Below are 25307 nucleotides of genomic sequence, written 5' to 3' on the forward strand. Positions count from 1 at the left end.
GTTGTAAACATTCGTGTAACCTTTAGACTGCAGCACGCTTTTGGCCGAGGCACTCCGCATTCCCGAAGCGCAACAGGTGATGATCGGCTTACTCTTATCCTTTAGCATAGCAGTACTTGAACTAAGCCCTTGCAAGGGGATATTTTTTGCTCCGTTGATATGGCCGCCGGCATACTCAGCATTGCTTCTCACATCTACTATTACTCCGCCTTCTTTAAGCAGTTGATTATAATCTGGTGCCGGGGAAAAGCCCAAAATTTCCTTTAGCTTATCGAACATACTATGCTTTTCTAGAGGTTAGATAATTCACTTCAAGCCAGGATCCACCATTAACACAGTCAACACCCTGGAGATTAACAAAATTAGTTGCCTGTCCACTTCTATTACCGGAGGCACAGCAAAAAATTAAAGGGATTTTCATCTCCTTAAGTTCATCGATCCTATGTGGAATCTCATGTAAAGGAATATTCACGGCTCCGGAAACACTTCCTCCCATAAATTCACCGGGAGTACGCACATCTACTACTGTTCCTTCGTTGTTTCTTATTATTTCTTCTGTATTCATTACTGACATTTTTTTTAATTTAAACTGGTTAATTCAGCGGATATTCCTAACTGATTTATACTTGCAAATTTAAACCTAGAGCAATGCCTCTACAGTTACTTTTGTTACATAAAAAATTGAAATTCCGGGACAACAGTAGGCCGATATAAGCCACAAAAAAAGAGGCTGCCCCGATCGAACAACCTCTATTCACATCTCTAACCTAAACTAATTCTTACCCAAAGTTCTTTATTGCTTCACTTAGGTCAAAAACCTTTTGACCTCCGAATTTGTTTTCTAAAATACTGCTTCCGGCAGCAGATCTATAACCGCCGGCACAATGTACCACGATAGGTCTATCAGTTGGTATTTCTCCTGCACGGTTTCTCAATTCGTTTAACGGAATTTCAAGAGCGTTGTCAAAGATCTTACCTTCGGCCAGTTCACTCTCGTTCCTGATGTCCACAATAGTGTAGTTGTTCCTGTTATCTTGGAAATCCTGAAGATCAAAATCATCTGACTTTTTTAATACTTCCTCACTCAAGGTAATCACACCTTTCATTTGCTTTTCATAGCCAATTTTAGCCGTTCTTTCCAATAACTCATCCATGTCTTCTACAGAATTTACTGCAAGATAGAAAGGTTCATTGGGCTCAATTATAGCACCTAACCAGGTTTCATATTTATCACCTTCTGTACGAGACATGATATTGATACTGTTTGGCAGGTGGCCGGCTTTATAAGCATCGCCATCTCGAACATCTACAACGGTAATTCCCTCTTCAACTTTTGAAACCCCGATATGTAAAGGAATTCGATATTTTTCCTGTTGTACATTTCCTGCCCCTTTACGGTTTATATCTACGTTAAAGCCAAAATAGGATGGAATGAACGGCTGATCTTTTAAAATCTCTTCTACGAATTCCTCTTCGGTCTGGTCTTTAAAAGCCCAATTGCCCATTCGCTCATCCCCCAAAGTACTCGAAGGAGAGGCACTCATGTTCTTACCACATAATGATCCTGCACCGTGTGCCGGGTAAACTAAAGCATCATCGGGTAGGTCATTGAACTTGGTTTGCATGGTGTTGTACATTGCTTTTGCTAGCTCAATTCTTTTTGCAGTCATGTTTCCAGCTTTTTCACGAAGGTCGGGACGACCAACATTACCAATAAACAAAGTATCTCCCGTGAATATAACGGTTTCACCACCTTCCTCGGCAACAAAAGTCAAACTGTCCGGAGAGTGACCCGGAGTGTGTATTGGACGAATATTGATTTTTCCGATCTTTACTGACTGTCCTTCATCAAAAGGTTCGTGAGGATAACTTACTCCAACTTTCTCACTTATATAAACCGTGGCACCGGTTTCACTGTTAACTTGTAAATGTCCACTAACAAAATCTGCATGTGGATGGGTTTCAAAAACAGCCACTATTTTCGCATTTTGCTCTTCAGCATATTTATAATACTGTAAAGGATTACGGCTAGGGTCAACTAAAGCCATTTCACCTTTGCTTACTACAGCATAAGAATAATGTGCTAATGCGTCGTCTTTAAATTGTTTTATTATCATGATCTTTTAACTTTAAACTTAATTTATTGATGCAAATTTACTTGCGAAGAATGTTTTTGGCAGTAACAATTGTTACAGTTACAGGTCAACGTTTGGCTTCCATAAAAGAAAATAAGCTTCGAGTGATTCTGGAACTCTTCATTCTAAAAAGAATAACTCCTGCAGAAAATAAAGTGATCAGCCCCACGACGAAAATTGCGGCTTCTACACTTATCAAATCTGAAATAACGCCTGTTAGAATGGCTCCTACGGCATAACCAAGGTCTCTCCACAACCTAAAGATCCCAATGCTTTTAGCCCGGTCCCGGGGATGCGTATTATCGGCAATTGTAGCGAGAAAGGTGGGATAAACCATTGCAGTACCCCATCCTAATAAGGCCATAAGGAGCACAAAGTGCCACATGCTTTCTGCCCATACCAGTGTGATAAGTACTAAAGCCTGAAGCAGCATTCCGTAAAAGAGCATGTCTTTTTTAGAGAATTTATCGGCCATTTTTCCCGTGATCAGCTGGCCTATTCCCCATACTGCGGGATAAACAGCTACTACTATTCCTATTTGTTCCAGATTAAAACCTTTGGCAGCCAAAAGGATGGGGAATAATCCCCAGGCCATTCCGTCATTAAGATTGTTGATTAGCCCTGCCTGCGTTATCGATCCTAAATTTTTATGTTTCCAGGTAGTATCCCAGAATATATTTTTCAGCAGAGAAACGGTATTCGTGCCTTCTTCTTTTTTGGCATGTCCCCGGGTATCCTTTATTAAAAAAATACTCATCACCAGCCCCAAGACCATAAGCAGAATACCCAGATAAAATGGATATGGTCGCAGCCCGTATTCTCCCGCTATCCAACTCGTCAAGAATGCCACAACCGCAACTGCAAGATAGCCTGCGAATTCATTTAAGCCCATTGCAAAACCTCTTTGCTTCTCCCCTACCAGATCAATTTTCATAACCACTGTACTTGACCAGGCAAGACCCTGATTGATCCCGAGCAATAAGTTGGCACTTATAACCCAGTTCCAGTTGGGGGCATACATCAGGATAAAAGGAATGGGAATGGCAAAAATCCACCCCAAAATCAGTAATTTTTTTCTGCCGAATTTATTTGCAAGTGTTCCTGCATAATAATTGGAAATGGCCTTTAAAATCCCAAAAACTATTATAAAAGACAGAATTCCAGAGGTGGCAGCCATTTCAAATTCTTTTTCAGCTATTTCCGGAAGGATACTCCGTTCCAGTCCCACCATTCCTCCCACAAAGGCATTAATAATGACGAGCAGGGTGAATTGCTTCCAATTCTCTTTCAGTCCCAGTTTTATATCTTCAGTTTTCATCTATATTGTTATCCACCTTAATTGAAATGATGTATTCCGGGTAATGTGGTTTTTAAAAAATGAAATTTGTCACAAAATTTATCTGATTAAAATTACTCTTGTTAAAAATAATTTTTGCATCCCTGGTATTTTGATTTCCGCGGTACACCCACAGAAGGTCGAAACTAAGCCCGTCTAAGAAACCATTTACTACATAAGTCAAATGCGTATTGATCTGGAAAGATTCATCTACATTATATTTATTAAACTGGAAATCTCCGGTAGTTGTTCCTGTGACCTGTTGCAGTTCTACACCAAAATGTAAATCTGGTCGTGGAAGCAGAAATCCACCTTTAAGTGTATAAACATTGGCAGCTCCTAATCCTTCCAGTCTGGATCTTGAAATGGAGGTAAAAAACCTGTCCCTCCCCAGTTCTTTAGGAAAAAGAAAACGCCCGGTATCAAAAGCGTGGGTATAAGCAAAGGCAAAATTAAATCTATTATTTCCCCATCCCAGCTGCGAACTTAGAACCTGTCCCCTCTCATCTGGCTGTATATAGCGGTTTTGGTACTCCAGATCTTGAGAAAAATTCATAGGTGTTTGATAAACATACTGTAATCCAAGATTAAAACCATCATATATATAATTTGCTTCTGTCCATACTGTATTATGTAATTTATCGATGAAGACATTATAAATTGCCAGATTTAAATTTTTAATTTGATAATTATAATTAAAGACCCCTATGCCATTCACAGAATAAATTTCATGATAATTTGCCCTCTCCCCGTTGGGCTGGAACCCGTTGAAGAACAGTCCTATCCCTTCCTCCAGGTCAAACCACTCTGTTGTAGAACGGGGAGATACTCCATCCAGCCATCCAATGTTGATAGTGTGTTGTGGATTTAAAGTAAAATATCCCCAAAACCCCCGGTGCGCGAAAGGTTTCATCCTCCCGTCACTGTGGTTGAGCAAAGGAGTATATTCTGTTTCCAGCTTACCATAGGAGATATAGGAATTTCCAAACCTGTAGCGTATAAAAAGTTCCTCCAGCCTGTCTAAGTCGTTAAAGTTTCCTTGATTTAATACATCATAAAGTTCATACTCCCATTTTGCATTTGCCCCGGTTATTGGATCTTCCAAGCCAAGATCACTGCCAAAGGTTTTAAAAGTAATAATACCCTTCACCCCTATTTCAAATCCTTTACAATTACCGGTGGTAAATCCAATAGCCCCACCTGTGGCATTTGTATAATAACTTGTAAGATCTTCACGATTTATAGTTGTCATAAAAAAATTACGGATATGACCGTGTACGGTGCCTTCCCTTATAATGTTCCCTAACCGGTTCTCCCGGTGATCATTTTTTGTATGCTCCTGGGAGAAGAGGGTGAATTGAGTAAAAAGCAATAAGAAAATAATTATTTTGGACTTCATATATTAAATTAGATTTGCTGCAAAGCTCTCCAATTCCAAACTTAACTTCAGTAACAAAAGTTACGCACCTGCTTGTGTAACATAGGTCACATAGATTAAGATCAAAATTCCTATTTTTGAAATTCGTATGAACCTAAACTCTTACATAGCGATCTTCTTTGCGGTGATTTTCTTCGGAAAATTTCTAGTGATGGACTCTAAATTACTGGCAGTCTTTTTTGATGCAGATGAGGTCGCATATGTAAATCCCTTCTGCAAAAAGCAGAATATAAATACCCAGGGCAACAATATCACCGAAGCTTTAGCTGAAGATACGGGATCTTTTGATCTTACTTTCAGTTTCTTTTGTAATGCCCCTTTTCAATTTGAATTTTTTAACTGGGATTCCGGGATCATTACCGAAGAGACCCAGACATATGCACACCACACTCCTTCACTGCCTGAATCTGCTATAGAGAGGTTCTACCCACCCCCACGAGCCTAAGCCTTACTTCCGGTTTCAAACTTAGATTTAATTCAATTTTTTTCAGATACTGAAAAGTTCTGAACCATAACCTTTTTTATTATGACGACGCATATTTCAGTAAGCCGTCGCTCCATTCAGGTATTAAGAATTATGCTTAGCGGAATATTCCTCCTTGCAAGTTCAAATCACCTTATGAATGTAGAGCAAACGGCAAATAGAATTGACAGCGCCAGTTTTAAAGGCTTTGCCTATATATTTGGCGATCCCGAATTGTTGGTAATCCTTTCAGGTATTGCCATGCTTGTGGCAGGGCTGGCCTTTTTAGTAGGATTCCAGACCAGGTGGGCTGCAGTGATCCTGCTGGCAGTACTCATTCCTATAACAATAACAGTACAGGTAGGACAGGTGCACACCTTGGGACCATTATTTAAAAATGTGGCCATCATGGGCGGACTCCTCTTTTTTATTATAAACGACTTTACCAAAGAAACAATAACAGAAACAAACCCTGCTCAACCAGAATTGAGCGTAAAAAACAAATAACTATGAAAATATATTTTTTAAGCAGTATCGTACTCCTTCTTACCTTATTTGCCAATCCTATCCAGGCACAGGCACAGCATGAAAAGGAAAATTATGTGGTCCTCACAAAGAAGATCCCTCAGCTAGAACCCATCTTTTTAACTGCTGAAACTTTAGCTGAAGAAGACGGCAAAAACTTCGGAAAATTCGAGGTGATTATTTGCGGACAAACCGTAAAGGAGCTTACCGATAAAGAAATGATGCAGAAATATATCAATAAAGCTAAAGAACACAATGTTGAGCTTGTTGCCTGTGGATTCTCTCTGAATAAATTTGGAGTGGACCGGAAGGATATTTCCCCGAAATTTCGCGTTGTCGAGAATGGGATCCTATACAACCTTCAGCTACAAAAGAAAGGTTACACCAGCATTTCACTTTAAAAAAGGGAGATTATGAAAAGATCAATAGGAATTTTATTGGTGCTTATAATGCTGGGAATTAGCGGTAATGCACAAAATAGTCCGCAGGGAGACAGGAACAATTACGTGGTTTCAACCACCAAGATCCCACAACTACAGCCAATCATTCTAACGGCCGAAGCTTTAAAAAAAGAGGACGGGGCTAAATATGGCGACTTCCAGATCGTGATGTATGGATCCAACGTGAAAGGGCTTACAAATAAGGAAGAGATGGAAACCTACACCGGCAAAGCCAAAGCTGCAGGGGTTAGCATCTCGGTTTGTAAGATCTCTCTGGAGAGATTGGGGATAGATCAATCTGAATTGCACGAATACATACAGGTGGTGGATCACGCTTATACACACCTTATTCAGCTACAGAAAAATAAAAATTATTACAGCTTACAACTATAAAAAAACATTTATGAAATTTAATTTGAACATATCCTTATGGATCCTGGCAGTATTGGGAATTATAAGTTTTACATCCTGTAACCAGGTAACAGGAGGGAATTCAGATAATAAAGAGACAGCAAAAGACACGCTAAGTATCACGGTCTTGCAGACAGCAGATATCCACGGACAGCTTGATCCGCACCCCGAATTGTTTTGGGAAAATGAGCAGATCGTGTTTAAGGAAAGAGGCGGTTTGGCCAATATAAAAACCCTATTTAAGGAAGAGCGTCAAAAAAATCCCGGACGTACAGTGATCGTTGACGGAGGAGATCTCATCCAGGGTAGCGGTTATGCCGCACTTTCTGAAGGACGAATTTTCCCGGAGATCATCAGTAACATGGGCTATGACGTGGTCATCCCCGGAAACTGGGAAGTAGTTTATGGAAAAGACAGAATGATGGATATAATGACCAATTACAATACTCCGGTGATCGCCCAGAATATGTTCCATGAAGAAGATGGAAAGGAACTTTTTCCTCCCTACTGGACAAAGGAAATAGAAGGAGTGAAAATTGGATTTATTGGAATTAATGATCCTGATGTGCCGGTGCGGCAAAATCCTATTTTTAGTGAAGGAATGACCTTTAGCGGGATCGAGGATGAGGTAAAGGAGCTTATTACGAGCGTTAAAAACGAGGAAGAAGTAGATGTGCTTTTCCTGGTAACCCACATGGGGGTTTTTAAACAGGTGGATCTTGCAAACTAGGAAATGTCAAAAGATGTGGATTACATCCTGGGGAACGATACGCACGAGCGGGTGCGGGAACTTATCCAGGGGGAATATGCCAAGGTAAGTGAACCGGGGGCTTTCGGCTCTTTCGTCGGTAAACTGACATTGCATTTTGTAGATGGAAAGCTGGTGGGGGATGAGTACGAACTTATGGATGTAGACCCCGATGTTTATCCCGCAGATCCTGAGCTTCAGCAGTTGGTTGATAAAGCCAAGGAACCTTACGAAGAGCACCTCGAGACTGTGGTAGGATATACAGCCACCCCCATTTACAGATATCTTACGGTGGAAAATCCAATGGATAATATGATTACCGATGCTGCCAGATGGAAAACCGGAGCCGATATTTCCATCTCCAACGGATTCAGGTTTGGGAATCCCATAGTTCCCGAAAACGGAAAACCTGCGCCTATTACCCGTGCGAATTTGTGGAATTTACTTCCCGTAAATGAGAAAGTAAAGACCGGAAAAGTTACCGGACAACAGGTGAAGGACTGGCTGGAACGGGAAATGCATAACGCTTTTGCACAAGTTCCTACTGAACGCTTTGGCGGATGGCTGGTAAGGTTCTCCGGAATGGAGGTCGATTTCAACAGTCAGGGAAATAAAGGAGAACGAGTTCAATCCATAACGATCAAAGGAGAAGAAATGCAGATGGATGAATACTACACCATCTCTGCCTGTGTACGTCCCGGTGACCCTATTGATAATCTATGTCGTATTCCTGATGTGGAAGATGTAGAGGTAAAAGATTACACCATTCACGATGTGGTTGAGGAATATCTTCAAAAGAATTCACCGGTCTCTCCAATACTGGAAGGACGGGCATACTGTGAGTACCTTGGGGAGTATTCTTTTTCGACAGTACCTGAGACAAATTATAAGTTTCAGTAACGGATTAAAATTTATAAAAGTCTGCCTTTTTGTAACAAGAATTTGGCAGGCTTTTTTTATTTAAGATTTAAATTAAGGGATCCAAAAAACGTGATGAAATGAAAAGGATAAGGAAGACCAGGATTTTAAGTATGTTAATAGGATTAGCGTTTTTTAGCGTCAACGCACAGAACAGCAAAACCGCTATTGAAAAGCAGCCTAATCAAATTATTACCATACTGCACACTAATGATATCCACGGCAATTATATGCCATTTTTGACCACCACGGGAAGTGCCACCTCCCAAACAGGAGACCCCGGAGCAGATTCGTCATTTACCTTTATTAAAGAGGCTCAAATAGGAGGTTTTGCCGTATTGGCGACAGCTATAAAAGAAGTTAGAAATTTAAAGAATTCCGATAATGTCCTTCTGCTGGATTCGGGAGATACTTTTAGTGATGATCTTCTTGGGAATTTAACTCAAGGCGAAGCAGTAATTAGAATGATGAAAGCATTAGATTATGACTATCTCGCTCTTGGTAATCATGATTTTGACTACGGCAGAGAGCGTACAGAAGAATTAATGCAACTTGCCGGATTTCCTTTTGGTGCTGCGAATATTGAGGATGTGCGCACAGGAAAAAGCATCTTCAATAATCCATATATTTTAAAAGAAGTGGAAGGAACTAAAATTGCAATTCTTTCATTAGGATACCACAATACCAAACTTACAGGCAATCCAGAAAATATGAAAGATCTGAAATTTCGCCGCGGAAATGAGGTGTTACAAGAAATTTTGCCGGAGCTTAGGGAAAAGGCAGATATAGTTGTACTGCTTTCGCATCAGGGAACTCCTGTCGAAAGATTGACTGCTGAAGAATTTCGTGAGATAGATCTCGTTTTAGGAGGACATAGCCACACCCTGAAAAAATAAACAACACCTACATTCTACAGGCATTTGCAAATGCCGCGGTGTTAGGAGAGATTCAGCTAAAGATCAAAGACCGCAAATTAATTGGAGTGGATACACAACATCATTTTCTGTGGTTGAGTGATTATAAAAAGGACCCGGAAATGGAAAGCCTTATTCAAAAGCTTCGGGCTCCTCACCGTGACAGCCTGAAGGAGAAGATAGCAACAGCAACAGAGGTGATCCAAAGGCAATACAAAAGCGAAAGTCCGTTTGATAAACTGGTTGGAAATTTGCTTCGGAAGGAATATGATGCCCAAATTTCCTTTTTGCCCGGGGTAGGATATGGAATTTCCCTGCAGGATGAGGTTATCAGGGAGGATTTGTACACTTTGATTCCACATCCTCCAAAAGTTACCACACTTAGCCTTACCGGAAAGCAGATCAAGGCAACCCTGGAGCAGACCGCATTTAACCTAAAATCTGAAGAGAAATATGAAATAGTAGGCGGACTACTCCAAAGTAGCGGGATAAGCTATACTCTAAATTTTTCCCAACCTATAGGAAACCGAATTAGTAATGTGAAGGTGCAGGGGGAAGATCTGGAATTTCAAAAGTATTATAGCGTAGTAACGCACACCGGCATGCTGAATGGGCTTCATCGATATGATGAACTGGGGAATGGCAAAAATATAATGAAAAAGAAAATTCAACTAAATGAATCTGTCGTCGAAAAATTTCGAGATTAGGAGTTATTTCAGGTCCTGAAAACATGGGAGAAATAATCATTCAATACGAGTAAATTTCAATTTATTATAATTTTAAAAAACATTAATGGCACAGACTATAATTTTCAATTTTGTCTGGCCTAGTTTAATTATTTACCTTGGATCGTGTTTTTCGCCCATTTAAGTTGTAACCCATCAAGGGGGCCAGTAAACAAAAGTCAAAAAGACCGGCTGCCAAAGGTATGATCCCAATTAAAATTAATGTCCACTTAATATCGGCTGAAAAGAATGCGCCAACCGCAATTAATACTAAACCTACGATTATGCGTAGCGTACGTCCACCTTTATTCACCATAGACCTAACGAAATTTTTCATGCATGTGTAATTTACAAGTTGCTAAATACTCTTTAGCGAAGTAGTTCTTTTGAGCAAGCATCACCTTCATCTATTTTCGAAACCCCTGATGCCTTTCTAGGTGCCAACTGTCTAACTTGTCAGTTCTTTGACGATTTTTTACTTTCTACCCCCGGTATAGGCTGAGTAGGACGTGGAAATTCTCCTTTCAAAGCATCTACTCCTTCCTGAGGCTTGGCTTGAGGAATAAGATCTTTTCGCTCCTCTCGTTTCTCTCTACTGTCGATATCCATTTTTTTATCCCGTTCTTCAACTAATCCAGGTTTTGCTTCACCGTCCCGATTGAATGACCATGCCAGCATAGGATCTCCCAAAGGGATTTTTTCCCCTTCTCCCCCTGCAGTTCCTGTACTCCAAACATGCCAGGTTTTGCCATAGCTATTCATCTTACTTTCCATCAGCTCCTTATCGGCAACATCTGGTAAACCTGGGGCAACCAATTGTCCAGAAAGTATTTCATAATTATGGGGGTGCCAGTATTTTCTTTCCTCTTCTGGAAGAGTTTCGAATAACTTTTCAGATATGATATATTCAATACCTGTAAGTTTAGCGTCTTCGGTATTGCCATCAAACAATGCACACTGGGCAAAATCCTCATTTACTTGGGTACAAAAATGATGAGCCTCCATTTGATGAAAAGGATCCTCCTTCATGGGATGAAAACCCACCAGGTAAATGTTCATAGGATCAAACGGTCCTTTTTTTTGAAGAGCCGCAGAACCTGTTTCCAGCACATCTGTTTTTGTTATTTCCTCTCTGCCGGGAACTTCTGTATCTGACTGGCGATCTTCGCCACAAGAAATGATTAATAAACCAAATACAAAGGTCAAGGTGTAGGTGAAATTCTTCATAAGAGAAAATTTTGATTTTAATTCTAATTTAAATACATACTACCTACAGTGTAAATAATTTACAATTAAATTGAGAATTCTTTAACTCAAGGAGAAAAATATGTTAACTGGCAAATAGGACAAGTGCTGGTTATAACACTACATAATTTGGTTCTTTTCCATTTTTAAATTTCATTTCGGTATTTGTTCAAATAGCTTTTTAAAAACATCTTTACTGAAAACTTGAGCAGAAAATCTTAAGGTAACTTCAATTCCAAATCATTAGATTGGAATTAATACCAACACAAAAAGTGCGAAGAACAATTTTTGGAAATTTTTTAGAGAAGATTCTTACCTCGCATAATACCGGCCTAGCAGTACTCAATTTATTATTGCCAAGTGGCTATAAAGTAGTATAAAGTTAATGTAAGCCACATCAACTCAAAAATATCTTCTTTATTGTTTTAGTGGACATGTATTAGCTCAAAAGAATAGAAGTTAATATTACATAATATACATACTAACAAAAGCTTTTTTATTTCCTGCTTACCCAATGCTATACATCCTTACCTTTCAGCATTTTATTCCAGTATAGATAGGGAAGGCCATATTTTTTTAACATCCACAAACGCCAATGTTCTTTTGAGCTATCTGAAATAAACAAACTTTTTAATTTGGGGTCTGGCGTAAAGTTGTTATCATAGTCGAATTCTGCCAGTACCATTTTTCCATAGTCGGTAACTAATGGACAAGATGAGTAGCCGTTGTACGATTTGCTTCCAATTTTATCGTGCTTGATAAGCAATTCAAGATTATCTACTGCCACAGGAACTTGTTTTCTTATAGCTGCACCTGTTTTAGCAGTAGGCAATCCAGCTACGTCGCCAAGACCAAAAATGTTTGCGTATTTATTGTGCTGCATCGTATTTTTATCCACATCCAGCCAACCTGCATCGTTTACCAATGTAGACTTTCGCACAAACTCTGGTGACACACTTGGTGGTGCGGTATGTAACATATCATAATGGACTCCTGTTAAATCACCATCCTTTTCAATTTTTATACTCTTATGATTAATTTCTTTTTCATGCTCTGCATATGAATACCAGGCAATCTTATTTGCTCCATCTACTTTCTTTAGTTGATAACCAAAACGTAAATTGATATCTTTTCTATCTACAACCTCCATTAAGGTTTTAGCTATTTCTTTTACGCCAAAGATTACCGATCCTGCGGTGGCAAAAACAATATTGGTTTTTGAACGTGTCTCGCTTTTTGCCCAATGACTCTCGGCCAAATACATTATTTTTTGTGGGGCCCCACCGCATTTAATTGGGGTTGTAGGTTGCGTAAATAATGCAGTACCTCCTTTAAAGTTTTTGATTACATCCCAGGTATGTTTAGGATCTGTGTAATTACTACATACCACTCCTTTATCAATTGCATTCCCCAACCCTGGAACCAAACTGAAATCGTAAGCTAATCCAGGTGCAACAATGAGATAATCGTAAGTAATTTTGCCAGAACTGGCTGTACTTACGGAATTATTTTCGGGATCGAAAGCTGTAGCTTTATCCTTGATCCACTTAGCACCATCAGGCATTACTTCTGCCATAGGTTTCCCTGTTTTCTCATAGTCATAGGTGCCAGCACCTACAAGGGTCCAGGCAGGCTGATAATAATGAGTATCAGCTGGCTCAATAATAGCAATTTTCCGAGATTTTTTGATTTTAAGAAGTTGTGCTGCGGTCATGACACCTGCGGTACCTCCTCCAATAATTAAAATTTGATAATGTGTTGCCATATATAAAATTTTGTTTTATTGAAAATTAAATAAAAATTTTATTAAGCAATGTAACCAAAGTTACACATAAGTAGTTTTTAAAGGAGTTTCTTAACCAATTGGTATATAGATTCATTATTTTATTACATATAGTGGCAGGCACAGTTTTTTATCAATGTGAGAATATATTAGTAATAGCAGTAAAGAGTTATGCATATAGTGCAGAAAACAATACCAGTACTACCTGAAATCCCGCCAAAAACTTACTTACCAGGCGACGTTCCTTTCGAATAGACAGCCAAAAGGCACTAATAGCAACCCGGAAATTTGGAAAGGCTAAAAGAGAGCAGGAAGGAAACAAGTTCTTACTGCCTTTAACCTAGTATTGCTCTTTAAGGAATTTCTTGAAGTCCTTGGTGTTATAATCTCCCATTCCCATATGGGTCAGTACGAGATTTCCGTTCGCATCGATCATGTAAGTGGTAGGAATGCTTTGTGAGTTATACATCTGGGGAATGGCTCCGGTGGGCCTGTAAACCTCGAAATCATAGCCTTTCTTTTCGTTATAGTCTATAGCTTTTTGAAAATCCTGGTCCAGGGACAACATGATAAAAGCGACTTTATCTTTATCCACATCCTGGTAAAGCTTGTTGATCCCGGGCATTTCGGCAACACAAGGGGGACACCAGGTTGCCCATAGGTTCATAAAGATTATTTTCCCTCTTAAATCTTCCATAGCCACTTTTTCACCTTTGGAATTGATAAGGCTCATTGAAAAATCTGCTTTGGAATTGGTTTTATTTACAGCAAGATCTGCACTTTTGTCAAGATCGGGATCCATTAATCCTGTTGCAAGTATTCCCCGCTGAAGGAATCCCAACACTTCTGTATGTAATTCTGTTATATATAACCCGCCGAAAATGGCAAATATGATTCCGTATTCAATTAAATTTTTTTTCGCCTTTTTTTTCATAATAAAAATTAAAAAAAAAAATTTTTGAAGACCTGTTCCGGACTCTTACAATTTCCCAGTCGCACAACTTGTTACAGAAATGGCTTTGGAGGCCAGGGAATTCTTAGCATCTACAGCAGGATATCCCAGCTTCCTCAATTTCTCTTTCACTTTAAATACATCTTCAGGTTCCCGGTAACTGAATGTTACTGAAGAAGACGCTTTTTCCACCTGTACATTTTGTATGTTTTCTATTTCTGAAAGCTTCGTAGGAGGGTATTCATACATCCTCCACACCTTAAATTTTGTACTGTTCTACTTGTCTTCATTTTATTTTCTAAAATTTGAAGATCATTATTTATATTTCTTTTAATTTTATCAAATATACGCTGTGGGGTTGATCCAGGCTGCAACATAAGTTACACTTGTAATAACAAAAAATGCATCCTCCGGGACACCTTTTTACTTTTAAAGTTATGTAATTCTTAGCTTTTCTTTTCAGCTACAAACCTAATCACATAACCTTTGCCTTTATGGAATTTACCTTCGTTAAGTACTATTTCCCCTTCATAAAACTCCTCAAAATTGAATTCTTGAAAAGCCTCTCGTATTTCTTTTTCTGAAAACAAAATTTTCTCTTCTTTTGGTCCCCCTACCGAAGGATTCAACGTTTGATATTCAGGATGTTTTGAACCAAACCCTTCAAAAATCACTTTCCCTCCCTTCTTAAGGATGTGCTTAAAAAGATTAAAATAATCCCGGCGTATTTCGGGTGGAAAATGAGCGTAAACAAGAGCGATTACATCAAATTTTTCTTCTGCAAAAGCAAGATCAGGTGAATCTGTAGTTTGATAATTGATTATTACGCCCTCTTCTTCAGCCAGTCTCAGCGCCTTCTTCTTACCTTCTATACTTATATCAAAGGATGATACATCCCATCCGAGCTTTGCTGCAAACACGGCATTTCTGCCTTCCCCTTCCGCAGGAAAAAGAATCCTGCCGGGTTTTATTTTATTAAGTTTTACCTTCAGATATTTGTTAGGATCTTTTCCGTAGACATAATCGTCTTCTTTATATCGTTCATTCCAGAATTCTTTCATAATATTTCTTTTTTTTCCGAAGTTAGAAAGAGCCTTTACAGCAACTCTTTACCAATAATGTAGATACCCATTACCAGCACAAACCAGCCAAAGCTTTTTTTAAGTTTTCCGCCATCAATGAATTTATTAAGATAGCCCCCCAGGAAGATTCCGGCAATAGACATCCCGGTAAAGATCATAAGGAATATCCAGTCAATTTCAAGATTTTCCACATCCCCTATGAAGCCTATGAGAGACTTTACCGCTATGATGAGCAGGGAAGTTGCGACTGCTTTTTTCATCGGTAATTTAGCGAGTAAAACCAGAGCCGGAATAATTAAAAATCCGCCACCTGCACCTACTATCCCGGTTAGAATACCTACTACAACACCTTCAAGGATGATCAACGGATAGTTATACTTAACTTTTACTTCCTGCAATTCTTCCTTTCCGTTACCTTTGATCATGGAGATAGAAGCCACTACCATAATGATGGCAAAAAACAACATGATCCCTATATCTTTGGTCACTTCAAAGCCCCGAAGGGTGAAAATATGGTCGGGAATTGCAGGTACAAGATATTTTCTGGTTCCATAGACGGCTATAAATGCCGGAATAGCAAAAACGGTGGCAGTACGAAGATCCACCAGTTTTTTCTTCATATTATTTATTGCCCCTACTAAAGAGGAAGCCCCTACCACAAAAAGAGAGTATGCTGTTGCTGTGACGGGATTTATAGATAACAAATAAACCAGGACGGGTACTGTCAGAATGGATCCACCACCTCCAATAAGGCCCAGTGTTATTCCTATTACAAGCGCACCGAAGTATCCTAAAATGTCAATTAATTCCAAAGTTCTTTCTTATTAGTTCCAAGCAAAAGTAACTTTGGTTTTCAGGTTAGGCAGTAACAAAAGTTACAGACCTATTCTTTTACAAGTCCTGAACAACTATTTGATTCCGTTGTAAAAGAATTTTACCTCCTATTTCCAGCTTTTTTAATAATCTTAAAATAACAACTGGTGAAGTATTTAGATCATAAGCTATCTGCTAGTGTGTAACCTGCAGTTCCTCTAATTGGTTTATCTTCACTTTGTCCTGCAAATAACGCAGCAAACATCAATTCATAATTGGAAAGGCATTTTTCAATGGTTTCTAGCATTTCAGTTAGTCAAGATTGGTAACTTTCGAATGCAAAATACCTCCAGCTTTTATAGATGGCGGTATAGGTTTCGAAGCGTCTAACTATGGTGAAATTTTTAAAGAAATTAATAATATTGAGTTAAGTTTTGTTAACCAGAAGAGAGTTTATTAATCAGGTCTTAAATTAGGTGAAAATTAAAAATTATGATAAAATTAAACTTCCTTTTCGTACTGTTTTTAATGGTTGGAGCTTGTTCTGATGATGATGACAATAAATCTATTCCTGACGAAACTGTGGATCCACCGACAGCTTCCGGCGTGATTTATTTTAGGAGTTCTGTTAATTTTCAAAATTCCTATTCAAATTTAAAAACTGCACTTCGAGATAATGAAAATATAAGTGTTGTGCAGGAACTGAATCATTCCCAAAATGCGGCATCTGTAAATATGGATCTTGCCCCTACTCAAATCATTTTCTTCGGAAACCCAAGATTGGGAACTCCCCTTATGCAGGAAGACCAGTTAGCAGGGCTTGATCTTCCACAGAGAGTATTGTTTTATGAAGAAGAAAGTGAAGTTTTTGCTTTATATAACAGCACTGATTATCTTGCTTCTCGTTACGAAGTGGCAGATGTTGAAAGTTTACCCAATATTGCTGAGGCACTTAATAACCTGGTTAGTAATGCGGTTAATGCGGAAGCCAAAAAAAACGGTTCCCAGGAAGTAGAGTTACACGATGGAATTGTAAGTATTAACAGCAGTTTAAATTTTGAAACGACCTATAATAATTTAAAATCCAGCATTGAATCTAATGAAAATTTAAGTATTGTTGCTGAACTGGATCATCAGGAAAATGCAGCAAGCGTAGAAATAGATCTTCGCCCTACAAAAGTGATAATGTTCGGCAATCCAAACCTGGGAACTCCTTTAATGCAATCTACTAGAAGTATTGCATTGGACTTACCGCAAAAAATGTTGGTTTGGGAAGGTGAAGATGGCACAGTAACCATTTCTTATAATTCTCCAGAATACCTCAAAAAAAGGCATCAAATGGAAGGAAATCAAGAGCAAATTGAGCAAATATCCAATGCTTTGGAGATGCTTGCGAATTCTGCTGCAGGAATTGAAAATTAAAATTTGCACTGGATATCATTAATTTAAAGGGGCTGTTTAAAGACAGTCTCTTTTTTTATATAGTTATGAAGAATAGTACAATCTGGCTAATCGTGGTTTTTGTTCTATTATGGAACTCTGGTTTCATAGGGGCTGAATACGGATTGCCTTACACGGGGCCATTTACTTTGATTTTCTTGAGATATTTTGCAGTAACAGTAATACTATTTTTCTTCTTATTCACAAAAAAAAAATTAAAGTGGGTCGGTTTAAAAACTGCCTCTCAACATATGCTCATAGGATTTCTTGCCCATGGGGTATGGCTTACATGTGCATTATTAGCTCTGGACCAAAACGTCCCGGCAGGGATTGTGGCACTTTTAGTTGCTCTACAACCTATGGCAACTGGCGCTCTTTCCGGCTATGTTACCAAAGAAAAAATCAGTTTACACCAATGGTTGGGATTAATTATAGGTTTTGTGGGGGTAGTATTAACTGTAGCCTTTCGTATAGATTTTAACCAATCAAGTTCTATATTTGGTTATCTTATTCCTCTGGGGTCTGTTATAGCAATTACTATTGCTACCTTAATGCAACGGAAAATGGAATTAGAAAATAAGAAAGAAAAATTACCTCTTGACCAGGTTTTATTTTACCAAAGTTTTGCGACGATGCTTGTTTTGTTTTTACCTGCTCTTTATATAGAAGATTTTTCTGTTGAGTGGTTGCCGAATTTTACGCTAGTAATGATATGGCTGATTTTGGCTGTTTCCATTGGTGCTTATGTTGCAATGTGGCTATTGATTGAACGTTTAGACGCGACTCGTGTAGCAAGTTTATTCTACCTCGGCCCACCTGTAACAATGTTTATGGCGTGGTTGGCCTTCGGCGATACTATTATGCTTACAGATATTATAGGGATCTCCATAGTTATTGTTGGAATTCTGTTTACCCAAAATTAAATTTCATGAATTAGTAGTAAGGCAGTGAGGGAATCTTAATTGGGTAAGATGATATCTACCGTAATTTCCAAATCAGGTTCATAAAGTAATAAATGTTTCTCAAGACATTTCTATCCAAATTATATAATCTCCCATTACCAGCACAAACCATCCTAATCCCGTTAATAAACTTGTTAAGGTAATCTCCAACAAATATTCCCAGAATAAATAGACCTATAATATTGAAGGAAATATCCAGTCAATTACAAGATTTTCAACATCACCAATAATTCAATAAGAAATTTTACCGCAATAATTAGAAGAGAAGTAGCAACAGCTTATTTAAATGTACTGTGCAAATCAGACAAGTGCAGGAATTATAGGGAACCACCACCGGCACCAACTATTCTTATGAGTATACTTACTACAGGGCCTTCGATAAAAATAAAAGGGTAATTATATTCGAATTTTGTCTCACGTACTTTTTCTTTTCATTATTTTTTAATCATGAAAATCGAGACCACGACCATAATAATTTAAAAAAATCCATTCCAATGTCGATACCCAAATCTAATCAGTTGTGACACATTGTTACGACAGGTAGCCCATTGAGGGGCTGGATGATGAGCTAAACCAGAACAGCAGGAAAATTTCAATTAGAAGTTTTTTATAAATCGGCAAATGTTTCGTTTCCTTATTCCATTGAAGCAGTTTTTCAGAAAGATAGCAGGTTTATAACTTTAAAAGACCGGGAGCTTCTCGCAGAGAGAATTCAGAATTCAAGAGATTCCAAATTCCTCATTACTCATGGTAGTTTCACAATGGAGGAAACTTCGAAATATTTAGCGGATCGAAATTTGATAAAATAATAGTTCTCACAGGTTCATTTATTCCAGGTTCATTTACGAGCACCGTTGCTCCATTTAATTTGCTAAAAATCCATGTATTTTTTAATTTAATTTCTTTCCCATTAAAGGTTTTATTTAGATAAAGCTCTAAACTTTAGTTACTAATTCAAATGGGAAAAAAATACCTTAAGGACATTATTATTTACAATAAATCTAGATTTATTTTAGCAATTATCTCTTTTCAGTAGCTCGCTCAAAACACTTAAATCAGGTAGCACGTTGGTCAATGCTCGTTCACATATTTCTTGAGGAACTGTTCCAGTTCCGGCACATCACATTCAAATCCCATATCTTCCGCTTGTTTTATTACCTCTTCCCCAGACATGTCTTTATCACACCCGATATGCATCATCACAAGGGCACCAGAGCGCTTTCCGGATTTGCAATGAACCACAATCGGCTTGGGCAGGTTTTCAAGTTCCTGTCTAAAATTATCGACCAGTGCTTCTGATAACTTATCCTCGGATACTCCAATATGCCTGTATTCCAAATCATTATCCTTAGCCAGCGCTTCTTCTTTCTCTGGGGAAACATTTTGCTCTTCTTCATCGGTTTGCAAATTAATAACCGACTTAAAACCTTTTTCGGCAAAGCTTTTAAAGCTGTTTTCTTCAGGGTCAAAAGCCGCCACCGAAATTTCATCATTCACTTTCTTAATTTCCTTTTCCATAGTTTCTTACTTTTTTTAATTTTCTGTTTTACTTTCAATTGGCAAATCCGCAGCCTTCCATGCCTTAAAGCTGCCGGGAATGCTGTGAACATTTTTAAATCCTTTTATTTGTAAAAAGCTGGCAGCAATGCTGGCCCTATAGCCGCTGGCGCAATACACCGCAAGGTTTTGTCCTTTATCTAGCCTGCTGATCTTATTTGATAGTTCGCCAAGAAATATATGTGTGGCATCAGGGATATTTCCATTTTGCCATTCCTTATTCTTACGTACATCCAATGGCTGATATTGCCCTTTGTTTTGACTGAGTTCATGTACACTGAGTTGGGGCAATTTTTTAATTGGTTTACCCGATTCTTGCCAGGTACGCATGTTCCCTGCCAGATAGCCCTTAAAATTAGTATATCCAGTGCGCCACAGCAGAGTAACGACCCGCTCTAGATCCTTATCCTCGGGCAGGACCAGTAAAATAGGTGCGTTTGTATCTATCAACCAACCGGCCCAAACCGAGAGAATGGGTCGTTGTCCTATGTTAAGAGCACCTTCTATATGGCCGCCTCCAAAAGCCAACATATCCCGGGTATCTATAATGATCGTATCCTTGTTCTTCATTTCTTCCTCAAACTCATTTACACTTAAAGACCTTACGTGAGGCGTATGACCAAAGGTTTCTGGTCCCTCAACATTAAGTTTTTTCATCTTAGGATAATGGGTCGGTACGGGAGGCGCACTATCCTGAATGGCTTTTTTAAATTGTTCATAAGTGTCGATCTGCATGAATGGATTATGTTTCTTCTCGTATCCAATGGTGGTATTCATACGGTCACCTATGTCAGGACCGCAAGCCGAGCCTGCTGCATGGCACGGATAAACAATTACTTCATCCCCAAGCTTGCAGAAAAATTTCCGCATGGTGTTATAAAGGTCCTGGGTCAATTCATCAGTCTTCTCATCACCCAATAAATCTGGTCGGCCTATAGAATCTACGAACAGTGAATCCCCGGTCATTATGCCCCAAGGTTCTCCTTCATCCTTATCGGATAATAAATAGGATAAATGTTCGGGTGTGTGACCAGGAGTATGCTTAGCTCTTATTTTGACTTGACTGAACTCGAACTCATCTCCTTCCCGAACAGGTTCATGTGCAAAATTATATGCGGCATCACCTTCAACACTCACAAAAATTTTAGCGCTTCCCTTGCAACGGGTTTCCAGCTCACGTGCCCCGCTCATAAAATCTGCATGGATATGAGTTTCAAAAATATGAGTAATAGGTACACCATATTGCTGTGCTTTTTGGAGGTAAATATCGGCATCGGGACGAGGATCAATTACTGCTGCGCACCCTGCACTTTCATCACATATAAAATATGAAACTTGAGCAATACCTTCTGCTAATATGGGTTCAAATCTTAAAGCCATAGGATATCTAAATTGGGAGTTTAGGATACCTAAAATAAGAGTTATTACAAATAAATGAGGTTAAGAAAAAATCAAAAGTTACAGGTATAACAAGAGTTTAACATACTCATACTTCTAAGTCTGATTTCCTACCTTATAAGTACTAATCAGAAAGAACAAAAGAGAGGAGTAAGGTTATCTTACATGTAAAAACCTGGAGATTTGAGCGATTTCCGAGTCACCGTGTGATGTGATTTCGGTTTAAACAGTGCCATTTTGATCTCGGTTTCAAGTTATGGAAAGCAAAATAGATGGCCTTTTTTAATCAGCTTTTATGAATAAAAATAATCAAATTTATGGAGTGGACATCAGTAAAGATGTATTTGATGTTGTAGACTCCCAGAAAAACCATCCCTGTCAAAAATGACAAAATCCAGTCCTCTTTCTTCGGAAGCGTCTTTTATAAAAACATCTTTATCAATGCTTAATTTCGCCTGACTAGTAAAGGGCGAGCACACAGCCCTCAGGCTCGGTCAACATTTGTGGATTTGTGGCTACATTACAGAGGCATCCAAAAATGTCATTTTACTTATAGGTTTTTTAAAAGCTGTAAAAACTATGGATAAATTCAATAAAATCTACAACCCCCAGGGATTTTCCGTTTGTAAAAAAGGGCTGTTGAAGCTGGTCTAGGAAGTGGTTGCCAGTTCCTTGCCGTCGATATTAAGCGGAGTGAACCTCACCTTGTATTTTCCTTCTATTTTATAGGTAAACGCCTCTGAACACATCCCGTGACCTACGAATAACTGGTCCAATCCACACATAACTTTTGAGATTGATCCATTTATTCCTTAACAGAATGAACCTATTGGGAAGACGGAATGCTTTTGCTTTTTTTATGCATTTTGAAGCTTTTCCTAAAATTTTCTCTATATTCAGGCTCTTTAGGTAATTGTCTTTTTTTGGCAATTATCATCATGAGAATAGAGATCTAAAGCTGCCTTGAGAATCTAAAGCTCTGGCTTATGAAGTGCATTTAATAATAATTTTTAGCTTTTCACTAATTTTAAAACACATGACGCTCCCTTATCAAAAAATTTCATTTTCAGGTTATTTACCGGTATTGTTTCTACTATTATGGTTTTCAAGATACGGTGAATGCAAAGCACAAACAGATCAATACAATGAGAGTTTAAATAGGGTTCATGTAATTTCTACAGAAGAATCTTTTCCTCCTTCGTCATTCTTAACGACGAGTAAACGCACCGGAAAATTCGCCGTTGTTCAAGATGGTACGCCGAGTGATATCTTGGTTAGTAAGACAGATCATCCCGGGGTTTTGAGAATAGCCAAGCTTTTTCAAAATGATCTAAGCCGGGTATCAGGCAAAAAGGCAAAACTGCACAATGAACAAAAGCAGTTATCTGAAAATTTAATTATTGCAGGTACGGTCGGCAAAAATACAATAATAGATAATCTGGTTGCCTCCGGAAAAATTGATGTCTCTCAACTAGAAGAGGCATGGGAGAAATTCCTCATTATCCCTGTTGAAGCGCCATTTTCTGGTGTCGAAAATGCACTTGTTATAGCAGGTAGCGACAAAAGAGGAACAATTTTCGGGATGTTCGAGCTTTCTGAAAAAATGGGAGTCTCTCCTTGGTACTGGTGGGCTGATGCACCTGTAAAATCCCGCAAAAATATCTATGTGAAATCTGGAACTCACACCGCTGGTGAACCGAAAGTAAAGTACAGAGGCATTTTTATTAATGATGAAGATCCCGCTCTCTCAGATTGGGCACGGGAAAAGTTTGGTGGTCTTAATCATCAGTTTTACGGAAAGGTATTCGAGCTAATCCTTAGAATGAAAGGAAACTATTTGTGGCCGGCGATGTGGGGCAAATCATTGTGGGATGATGATCCTTTAAGTGGACCTTTAGCTGATGAAATGGGGATAGTGCTCTCTACTTCTCATCACGAACCATTAATGCGCGCACACGTGGAATGGGATCGTTATGGCGAAGGAGAATGGAACTATGAAACCAATCCTGAAAAACTCCGGGAGTTTTGGGAAGAAGGAATGGAACGAACAAAAGGACAGGAAAAGGTGGTAACCCTGGCTATGAGAGGAGATGGAGATGAAGCTATGGGTGAGGGTACCAATATTGAACTTCTTGAACAAATTGTAAAAGACCAACGAGAAATAATTGCTAAAATTACCGGTAAAGCTGCGGAAGAAACTCCACAGGTGTGGGCATTGTATAAAGAGGTTCAGGATTATTATGATAAAGGAATGGAAGTTCCTGAAGATGTGACTCTCTTACTTTGCGATGACAACTGGGGGCATGTCCGTATACTCCCCTCCCCTGATGCAGAGCCCAGAAAAGGAGGTTATGGAATGTATTATCACTTCGATTTTGTGGGTGGACCGAGAAGCTACAAATGGCTTAACACTGTACAAATTGAAAGGGTATGGGAACAAATGCGGCTAACCTACGAACATGGAGTTGAGGAAATCTGGCTGGTAAATGTTGGAGACTTAAAACCGATGGATCTCCCTATTAATTTCTTTTTAGATTATGCCTGGAACCCTGACGCTATTACTTCAAAGAATCTTCCTGAGTATTACACCAGGTGGGCTAATGCTCAATTTGGTGGAAAATACGCTGAAGAAATTGGAGATGTTCTGGCTCGCTATACAAAATACAATGCCCGAAGAAAACCTGAATTACTGGAACCTGACACTTATAGTCTGACAAGTTTTAATGAGGCCGATCGGGTGGTTGCAAATTATAACTCGCTACTGGAAAAAGCTAGGGAATTAATAGATAAGTTGCCAAAAGAGGCCCGTGATGCTTATTATCAGTTGGTCCTTTACCCTGTTGAAGCGAATGCCAACCTAAATGAAATGTATGTAGCGGCCGCTAAGAACAGACAATACCGTTTGCAGAACAGAGCTTCAACAAATTTTTATGCAGATAAGGTTAAGGAACTCTTCTTTAAAGATGCAGAACTTACGAAAGAACATAATGAATTTGCAGGTGGCAAATGGAACCATATTATGAAACAGACACATATGGGATACACCAGTTGGAGCGATCCCGAAGTTAATAGAATGCCAGAGGTTTCTTATATTCAGGTTCCAAGCGCTTCGGGATTAGGATATATGCTCGAAAGTGGTGTGAGATCTCGCTGGGGCAGCTTTGGAAGTAGAAGTTTTACTCCATTTGATCCTGTTAATGATCAGAATTACTATTTAGAAATTTATAATACAGGCACTGAACAGTTAAATTACACCGTAACACCTAAGAATAACTGGATAAAGCTTTCTTCTGAAAAAGGCGCTGTGCAATTCGAGGAAAAGGTTTATTTAAGTATCGACTGGAACAACGTACCCACCGATCAAAAGGAAGGTGAAATTGTTCTTTCTGAAGTAGGAGGTCGCGATTTCACCATTAAAATACCGTTGAACATGGATGTTCCGGATAAAGCCTCCGGTTTTATTGAAAATAAAGGAATTGTGAGTATTACTGCAGAAAACTTTCAGAATAAAAAGGAAACTGAAAGTATTTTGTGGGAAGTTATTCCAAACCTTGGTCGTACTGGCTCTGGTATCACATCAAAGCCTGTGACAACTGTCAGGCAGACGCCTGGAGAAAATAGTCCTTATCTTGAATATGAAGTATTCTTGCTGGAATCAGGTACTTATGATCTTGAGGCCTGGTTTTCGCCAACACTCAATTTCCAAAAAGGCGAAGGCTTGTTCTATGCATTCGCAATTGATGATGGTGAGCCTCAAATTATGAATCTTCATCAAAATGCAAAAGCAGCAGATTGGACCTATCCCGAGTGGTGGAACAATGCCGTAACGGATAATATCATGAAACAAGCCATATTTCAAAAGGAACTGTCATCTGGTGAGCACACTATAAGATATTATTTAGTAGATCCCGGGCTGGTTCTTCAAAAAGTTATATTACGTAAAAAGGAAGTTACTGATAATACCTATTTAGGACCTCCTCAGTCCACAATGAATTAATCCTAAACAGAATATTAGCTTTTCC

Annotated in this window: 25 protein-coding genes and 1 pseudogene; 11 read left to right on the forward strand and 15 right to left on the reverse strand. The window is 38.8% G+C overall.

The features are described from left to right. The 5 genes from RM541_RS08800 to RM541_RS08820 all read right to left on the reverse strand — a co-directional run. Nucleotides 1-279, reverse strand: a 279-nt coding sequence (locus RM541_RS08800; protein WP_311499789.1) for a rhodanese-like domain-containing protein, incomplete at its 3' end; no start/stop codon positions are given. A 1-nt stretch (nucleotide 280) separates the two neighbouring features. Next, nucleotides 281-565 (reverse strand): rhodanese-like domain-containing protein, encoded by a 285-nt coding sequence (locus RM541_RS08805; RefSeq protein WP_311499790.1) that lies wholly within the window; start codon nucleotides 563-565, stop codon nucleotides 281-283. Between the two features lie 214 nt (nucleotides 566-779). Further along, nucleotides 780-2117 (reverse strand): MBL fold metallo-hydrolase, encoded by a 1338-nt coding sequence (locus RM541_RS08810; protein WP_311499791.1) that lies wholly within the window; start codon nucleotides 2115-2117, stop codon nucleotides 780-782. Between the two features lie 85 nt (nucleotides 2118-2202). Continuing rightward, on the reverse strand, nucleotides 2203-3453 hold the full coding sequence (locus RM541_RS08815) for an MFS transporter (protein ID WP_311499792.1): 1251 nt from the start codon (nucleotides 3451-3453) through the stop codon (nucleotides 2203-2205). Between the two features lie 52 nt (nucleotides 3454-3505). Beyond that, on the reverse strand, nucleotides 3506-4870 hold the full coding sequence (locus RM541_RS08820; RefSeq protein ID WP_311499793.1) for a hypothetical protein: 1365 nt from the start codon (nucleotides 4868-4870) through the stop codon (nucleotides 3506-3508). Between the two features lie 190 nt (nucleotides 4871-5060). Here RM541_RS08820 and RM541_RS08825 point away from each other — a divergent pair, with 190 nt between their 5' ends. The 7 genes and pseudogenes from RM541_RS08825 (at nucleotide 5061) to RM541_RS08860 (ending at nucleotide 10035) form a co-directional block, all read left to right on the forward strand. Further along, on the forward strand, nucleotides 5061-5354 hold the full coding sequence (locus RM541_RS08825; protein ID WP_311499794.1) for a hypothetical protein: 294 nt from the start codon (nucleotides 5061-5063) through the stop codon (nucleotides 5352-5354). A gap of 81 nt (nucleotides 5355-5435) precedes the next feature. Continuing rightward, the gene (locus RM541_RS08830; protein ID WP_311499795.1) at nucleotides 5436-5879 is read left to right on the forward strand and encodes a DoxX family protein; all 444 of its coding nucleotides are present in this window, start codon (nucleotides 5436-5438) and stop codon (nucleotides 5877-5879) included. Nucleotides 5880-5881: 2 nt separating this feature from the next. Continuing rightward, nucleotides 5882-6298, forward strand: coding sequence for a DsrE family protein (locus RM541_RS08835; protein ID WP_311499796.1), 417 nt, complete (start codon nucleotides 5882-5884; stop codon nucleotides 6296-6298). 12 nt (nucleotides 6299-6310) lie between these two features. Beyond that, on the forward strand, nucleotides 6311-6730 hold the full coding sequence (locus RM541_RS08840) for a DsrE family protein (protein WP_311499797.1): 420 nt from the start codon (nucleotides 6311-6313) through the stop codon (nucleotides 6728-6730). Between the two features lie 10 nt (nucleotides 6731-6740). After that, a pseudogene (locus tag RM541_RS17485) lies at nucleotides 6741-8396 on the forward strand (bifunctional metallophosphatase/5'-nucleotidase). Nucleotides 8397-8494: 98 nt separating this feature from the next. Continuing rightward, entirely contained in the window at nucleotides 8495-9310 is an 816-nt protein-coding gene (locus RM541_RS08855) for a bifunctional metallophosphatase/5'-nucleotidase (RefSeq protein ID WP_311499800.1), read from the forward strand. A 38-nt stretch (nucleotides 9311-9348) separates the two neighbouring features. After that, entirely contained in the window at nucleotides 9349-10035 is a 687-nt protein-coding gene (locus RM541_RS08860; protein WP_311499801.1) for a 5'-nucleotidase C-terminal domain-containing protein, read from the forward strand. A 124-nt stretch (nucleotides 10036-10159) separates the two neighbouring features. Here the strand turns inward: RM541_RS08860 and RM541_RS17490 are convergent, their stop codons facing one another. From RM541_RS17490 to RM541_RS08890, 7 genes are all read right to left on the reverse strand, one after another. Further along, nucleotides 10160-10390 (reverse strand): YgaP family membrane protein, encoded by a 231-nt coding sequence (locus tag RM541_RS17490; protein ID WP_432264670.1) that lies wholly within the window; start codon nucleotides 10388-10390, stop codon nucleotides 10160-10162. Nucleotides 10391-10509: 119 nt separating this feature from the next. Further along, nucleotides 10510-11280: an OBAP family protein gene (locus tag RM541_RS08865; RefSeq protein WP_311499802.1), complete on the reverse strand. Its 771-nt coding sequence runs from the start codon at nucleotides 11278-11280 to the stop codon at nucleotides 10510-10512. A 535-nt stretch (nucleotides 11281-11815) separates the two neighbouring features. Beyond that, nucleotides 11816-13063, reverse strand: a complete 1248-nt coding sequence (locus RM541_RS08870; RefSeq protein WP_311499803.1) for an NAD(P)/FAD-dependent oxidoreductase — start codon at nucleotides 13061-13063, stop codon at nucleotides 11816-11818. Nucleotides 13064-13421: 358 nt separating this feature from the next. Further along, on the reverse strand, nucleotides 13422-14015 hold the full coding sequence (locus RM541_RS08875; protein WP_311499804.1) for a TlpA family protein disulfide reductase: 594 nt from the start codon (nucleotides 14013-14015) through the stop codon (nucleotides 13422-13424). Between the two features lie 45 nt (nucleotides 14016-14060). Then, nucleotides 14061-14282, reverse strand: a complete 222-nt coding sequence (locus tag RM541_RS08880; protein WP_311499805.1) for a heavy metal transporter — start codon at nucleotides 14280-14282, stop codon at nucleotides 14061-14063. A 197-nt stretch (nucleotides 14283-14479) separates the two neighbouring features. Continuing rightward, nucleotides 14480-15094, reverse strand: a complete 615-nt coding sequence (locus RM541_RS08885) for a class I SAM-dependent methyltransferase (RefSeq protein WP_311499806.1) — start codon at nucleotides 15092-15094, stop codon at nucleotides 14480-14482. 35 nt (nucleotides 15095-15129) lie between these two features. After that, nucleotides 15130-15927: a sulfite exporter TauE/SafE family protein gene (locus RM541_RS08890; protein WP_311499807.1), complete on the reverse strand. Its 798-nt coding sequence runs from the start codon at nucleotides 15925-15927 to the stop codon at nucleotides 15130-15132. 493 nt (nucleotides 15928-16420) lie between these two features. Between RM541_RS08890 and RM541_RS08895 the strand changes: the two genes are divergently transcribed. From RM541_RS08895 to RM541_RS17495, 3 genes are all read left to right on the forward strand, one after another. Further along, nucleotides 16421-17350: a DUF302 domain-containing protein gene (locus tag RM541_RS08895; protein ID WP_311499808.1), complete on the forward strand. Its 930-nt coding sequence runs from the start codon at nucleotides 16421-16423 to the stop codon at nucleotides 17348-17350. 65 nt (nucleotides 17351-17415) lie between these two features. Next, nucleotides 17416-18291 carry a DMT family transporter gene (locus RM541_RS08900; protein WP_311499809.1) on the forward strand — a complete coding sequence of 292 codons (876 nt, stop codon included), beginning with the start codon at nucleotides 17416-17418 and terminating at the stop codon, nucleotides 18289-18291. A 680-nt stretch (nucleotides 18292-18971) separates the two neighbouring features. After that, complete coding sequence (locus tag RM541_RS17495; RefSeq protein WP_432264674.1) at nucleotides 18972-19139, forward strand: asparaginase domain-containing protein; 168 nt, start codon at nucleotides 18972-18974, stop codon at nucleotides 19137-19139. Nucleotides 19140-19401: 262 nt separating this feature from the next. On the opposite strand, the gene RM541_RS08905 is transcribed toward RM541_RS17495, so the two are convergent. The 3 genes from RM541_RS08905 to RM541_RS08915 all read right to left on the reverse strand — a co-directional run bounded on the left by RM541_RS08905 (nucleotide 19402) and on the right by RM541_RS08915 (nucleotide 22070). Continuing rightward, a complete protein-coding gene (locus RM541_RS08905) occupies nucleotides 19402-19848 on the reverse strand; it encodes a protein tyrosine phosphatase family protein (protein ID WP_311499810.1) in 447 nt (148 codons plus the stop codon). Nucleotides 19849-19863: 15 nt separating this feature from the next. Continuing rightward, nucleotides 19864-21267: an MBL fold metallo-hydrolase gene (locus RM541_RS08910; protein WP_311499811.1), complete on the reverse strand. Its 1404-nt coding sequence runs from the start codon at nucleotides 21265-21267 to the stop codon at nucleotides 19864-19866. A 668-nt stretch (nucleotides 21268-21935) separates the two neighbouring features. Beyond that, entirely contained in the window at nucleotides 21936-22070 is a 135-nt protein-coding gene (locus RM541_RS08915) for a hypothetical protein (RefSeq protein ID WP_311499812.1), read from the reverse strand. A 251-nt stretch (nucleotides 22071-22321) separates the two neighbouring features. On the opposite strand from RM541_RS08915, the gene RM541_RS08920 reads away from it, so the two are divergent. Beyond that, nucleotides 22322-25282, forward strand: a complete 2961-nt coding sequence (locus RM541_RS08920; RefSeq protein ID WP_311499813.1) for a glycosyl hydrolase 115 family protein — start codon at nucleotides 22322-22324, stop codon at nucleotides 25280-25282. The last annotated feature ends 25 nt before the right edge of the window (nucleotides 25283-25307 follow it).

It is taken from the genome of Autumnicola psychrophila, from assembly GCF_031846645.1.
Lineage (GTDB): Bacteria > Bacteroidota > Bacteroidia > Flavobacteriales > Flavobacteriaceae > Autumnicola > Autumnicola psychrophila.

What these genes read in the sequence shown, in the direction of transcription:
- RM541_RS08870 (WP_311499803.1), bottom strand. Translation starts at nt 13,063, where the DNA reads ATGGCAACACATTATCAAATTTTAATTATTGGAGGAGGTACCGCAGGT.
- RM541_RS08840 (WP_311499797.1), top strand. Translation starts at nt 6,311, where the DNA reads ATGAAAAGATCAATAGGAATTTTATTGGTGCTTATAATGCTGGGAATT.
- RM541_RS08895 (WP_311499808.1), top strand. Translation starts at nt 16,421, where the DNA reads ATGATAAAATTAAACTTCCTTTTCGTACTGTTTTTAATGGTTGGAGCT.
- RM541_RS08920 (WP_311499813.1), top strand. Translation starts at nt 22,322, where the DNA reads ATGACGCTCCCTTATCAAAAAATTTCATTTTCAGGTTATTTACCGGTA.
- RM541_RS08875 (WP_311499804.1), bottom strand. Translation starts at nt 14,015, where the DNA reads ATGAAAAAAAAGGCGAAAAAAAATTTAATTGAATACGGAATCATATTT.
- RM541_RS08810 (WP_311499791.1), bottom strand. Translation starts at nt 2,117, where the DNA reads ATGATAATAAAACAATTTAAAGACGACGCATTAGCACATTATTCTTAT.
- RM541_RS08880 (WP_311499805.1), bottom strand. Translation starts at nt 14,282, where the DNA reads ATGTATGAATACCCTCCTACGAAGCTTTCAGAAATAGAAAACATACAA.
- RM541_RS08865 (WP_311499802.1), bottom strand. Translation starts at nt 11,280, where the DNA reads ATGAAGAATTTCACCTACACCTTGACCTTTGTATTTGGTTTATTAATC.
- RM541_RS08835 (WP_311499796.1), top strand. Translation starts at nt 5,882, where the DNA reads ATGAAAATATATTTTTTAAGCAGTATCGTACTCCTTCTTACCTTATTT.
- RM541_RS08900 (WP_311499809.1), top strand. Translation starts at nt 17,416, where the DNA reads ATGAAGAATAGTACAATCTGGCTAATCGTGGTTTTTGTTCTATTATGG.
- RM541_RS08905 (WP_311499810.1), bottom strand. Translation starts at nt 19,848, where the DNA reads ATGGAAAAGGAAATTAAGAAAGTGAATGATGAAATTTCGGTGGCGGCT.
- RM541_RS08805 (WP_311499790.1), bottom strand. Translation starts at nt 565, where the DNA reads ATGAATACAGAAGAAATAATAAGAAACAACGAAGGAACAGTAGTAGAT.
- RM541_RS08885 (WP_311499806.1), bottom strand. Translation starts at nt 15,094, where the DNA reads ATGAAAGAATTCTGGAATGAACGATATAAAGAAGACGATTATGTCTAC.
- RM541_RS08815 (WP_311499792.1), bottom strand. Translation starts at nt 3,453, where the DNA reads ATGAAAACTGAAGATATAAAACTGGGACTGAAAGAGAATTGGAAGCAA.
- RM541_RS08915 (WP_311499812.1), bottom strand. Translation starts at nt 22,070, where the DNA reads ATGTGTGGATTGGACCAGTTATTCGTAGGTCACGGGATGTGTTCAGAG.
- RM541_RS08825 (WP_311499794.1), top strand. Translation starts at nt 5,061, where the DNA reads ATGGACTCTAAATTACTGGCAGTCTTTTTTGATGCAGATGAGGTCGCA.
- RM541_RS08910 (WP_311499811.1), bottom strand. Translation starts at nt 21,267, where the DNA reads ATGGCTTTAAGATTTGAACCCATATTAGCAGAAGGTATTGCTCAAGTT.
- RM541_RS08855 (WP_311499800.1), top strand. Translation starts at nt 8,495, where the DNA reads ATGAAAAGGATAAGGAAGACCAGGATTTTAAGTATGTTAATAGGATTA.
- RM541_RS08820 (WP_311499793.1), bottom strand. Translation starts at nt 4,870, where the DNA reads ATGAAGTCCAAAATAATTATTTTCTTATTGCTTTTTACTCAATTCACC.
- RM541_RS17490 (WP_432264670.1), bottom strand. Translation starts at nt 10,390, where the DNA reads ATGAAAAATTTCGTTAGGTCTATGGTGAATAAAGGTGGACGTACGCTA.
- RM541_RS08830 (WP_311499795.1), top strand. Translation starts at nt 5,436, where the DNA reads ATGACGACGCATATTTCAGTAAGCCGTCGCTCCATTCAGGTATTAAGA.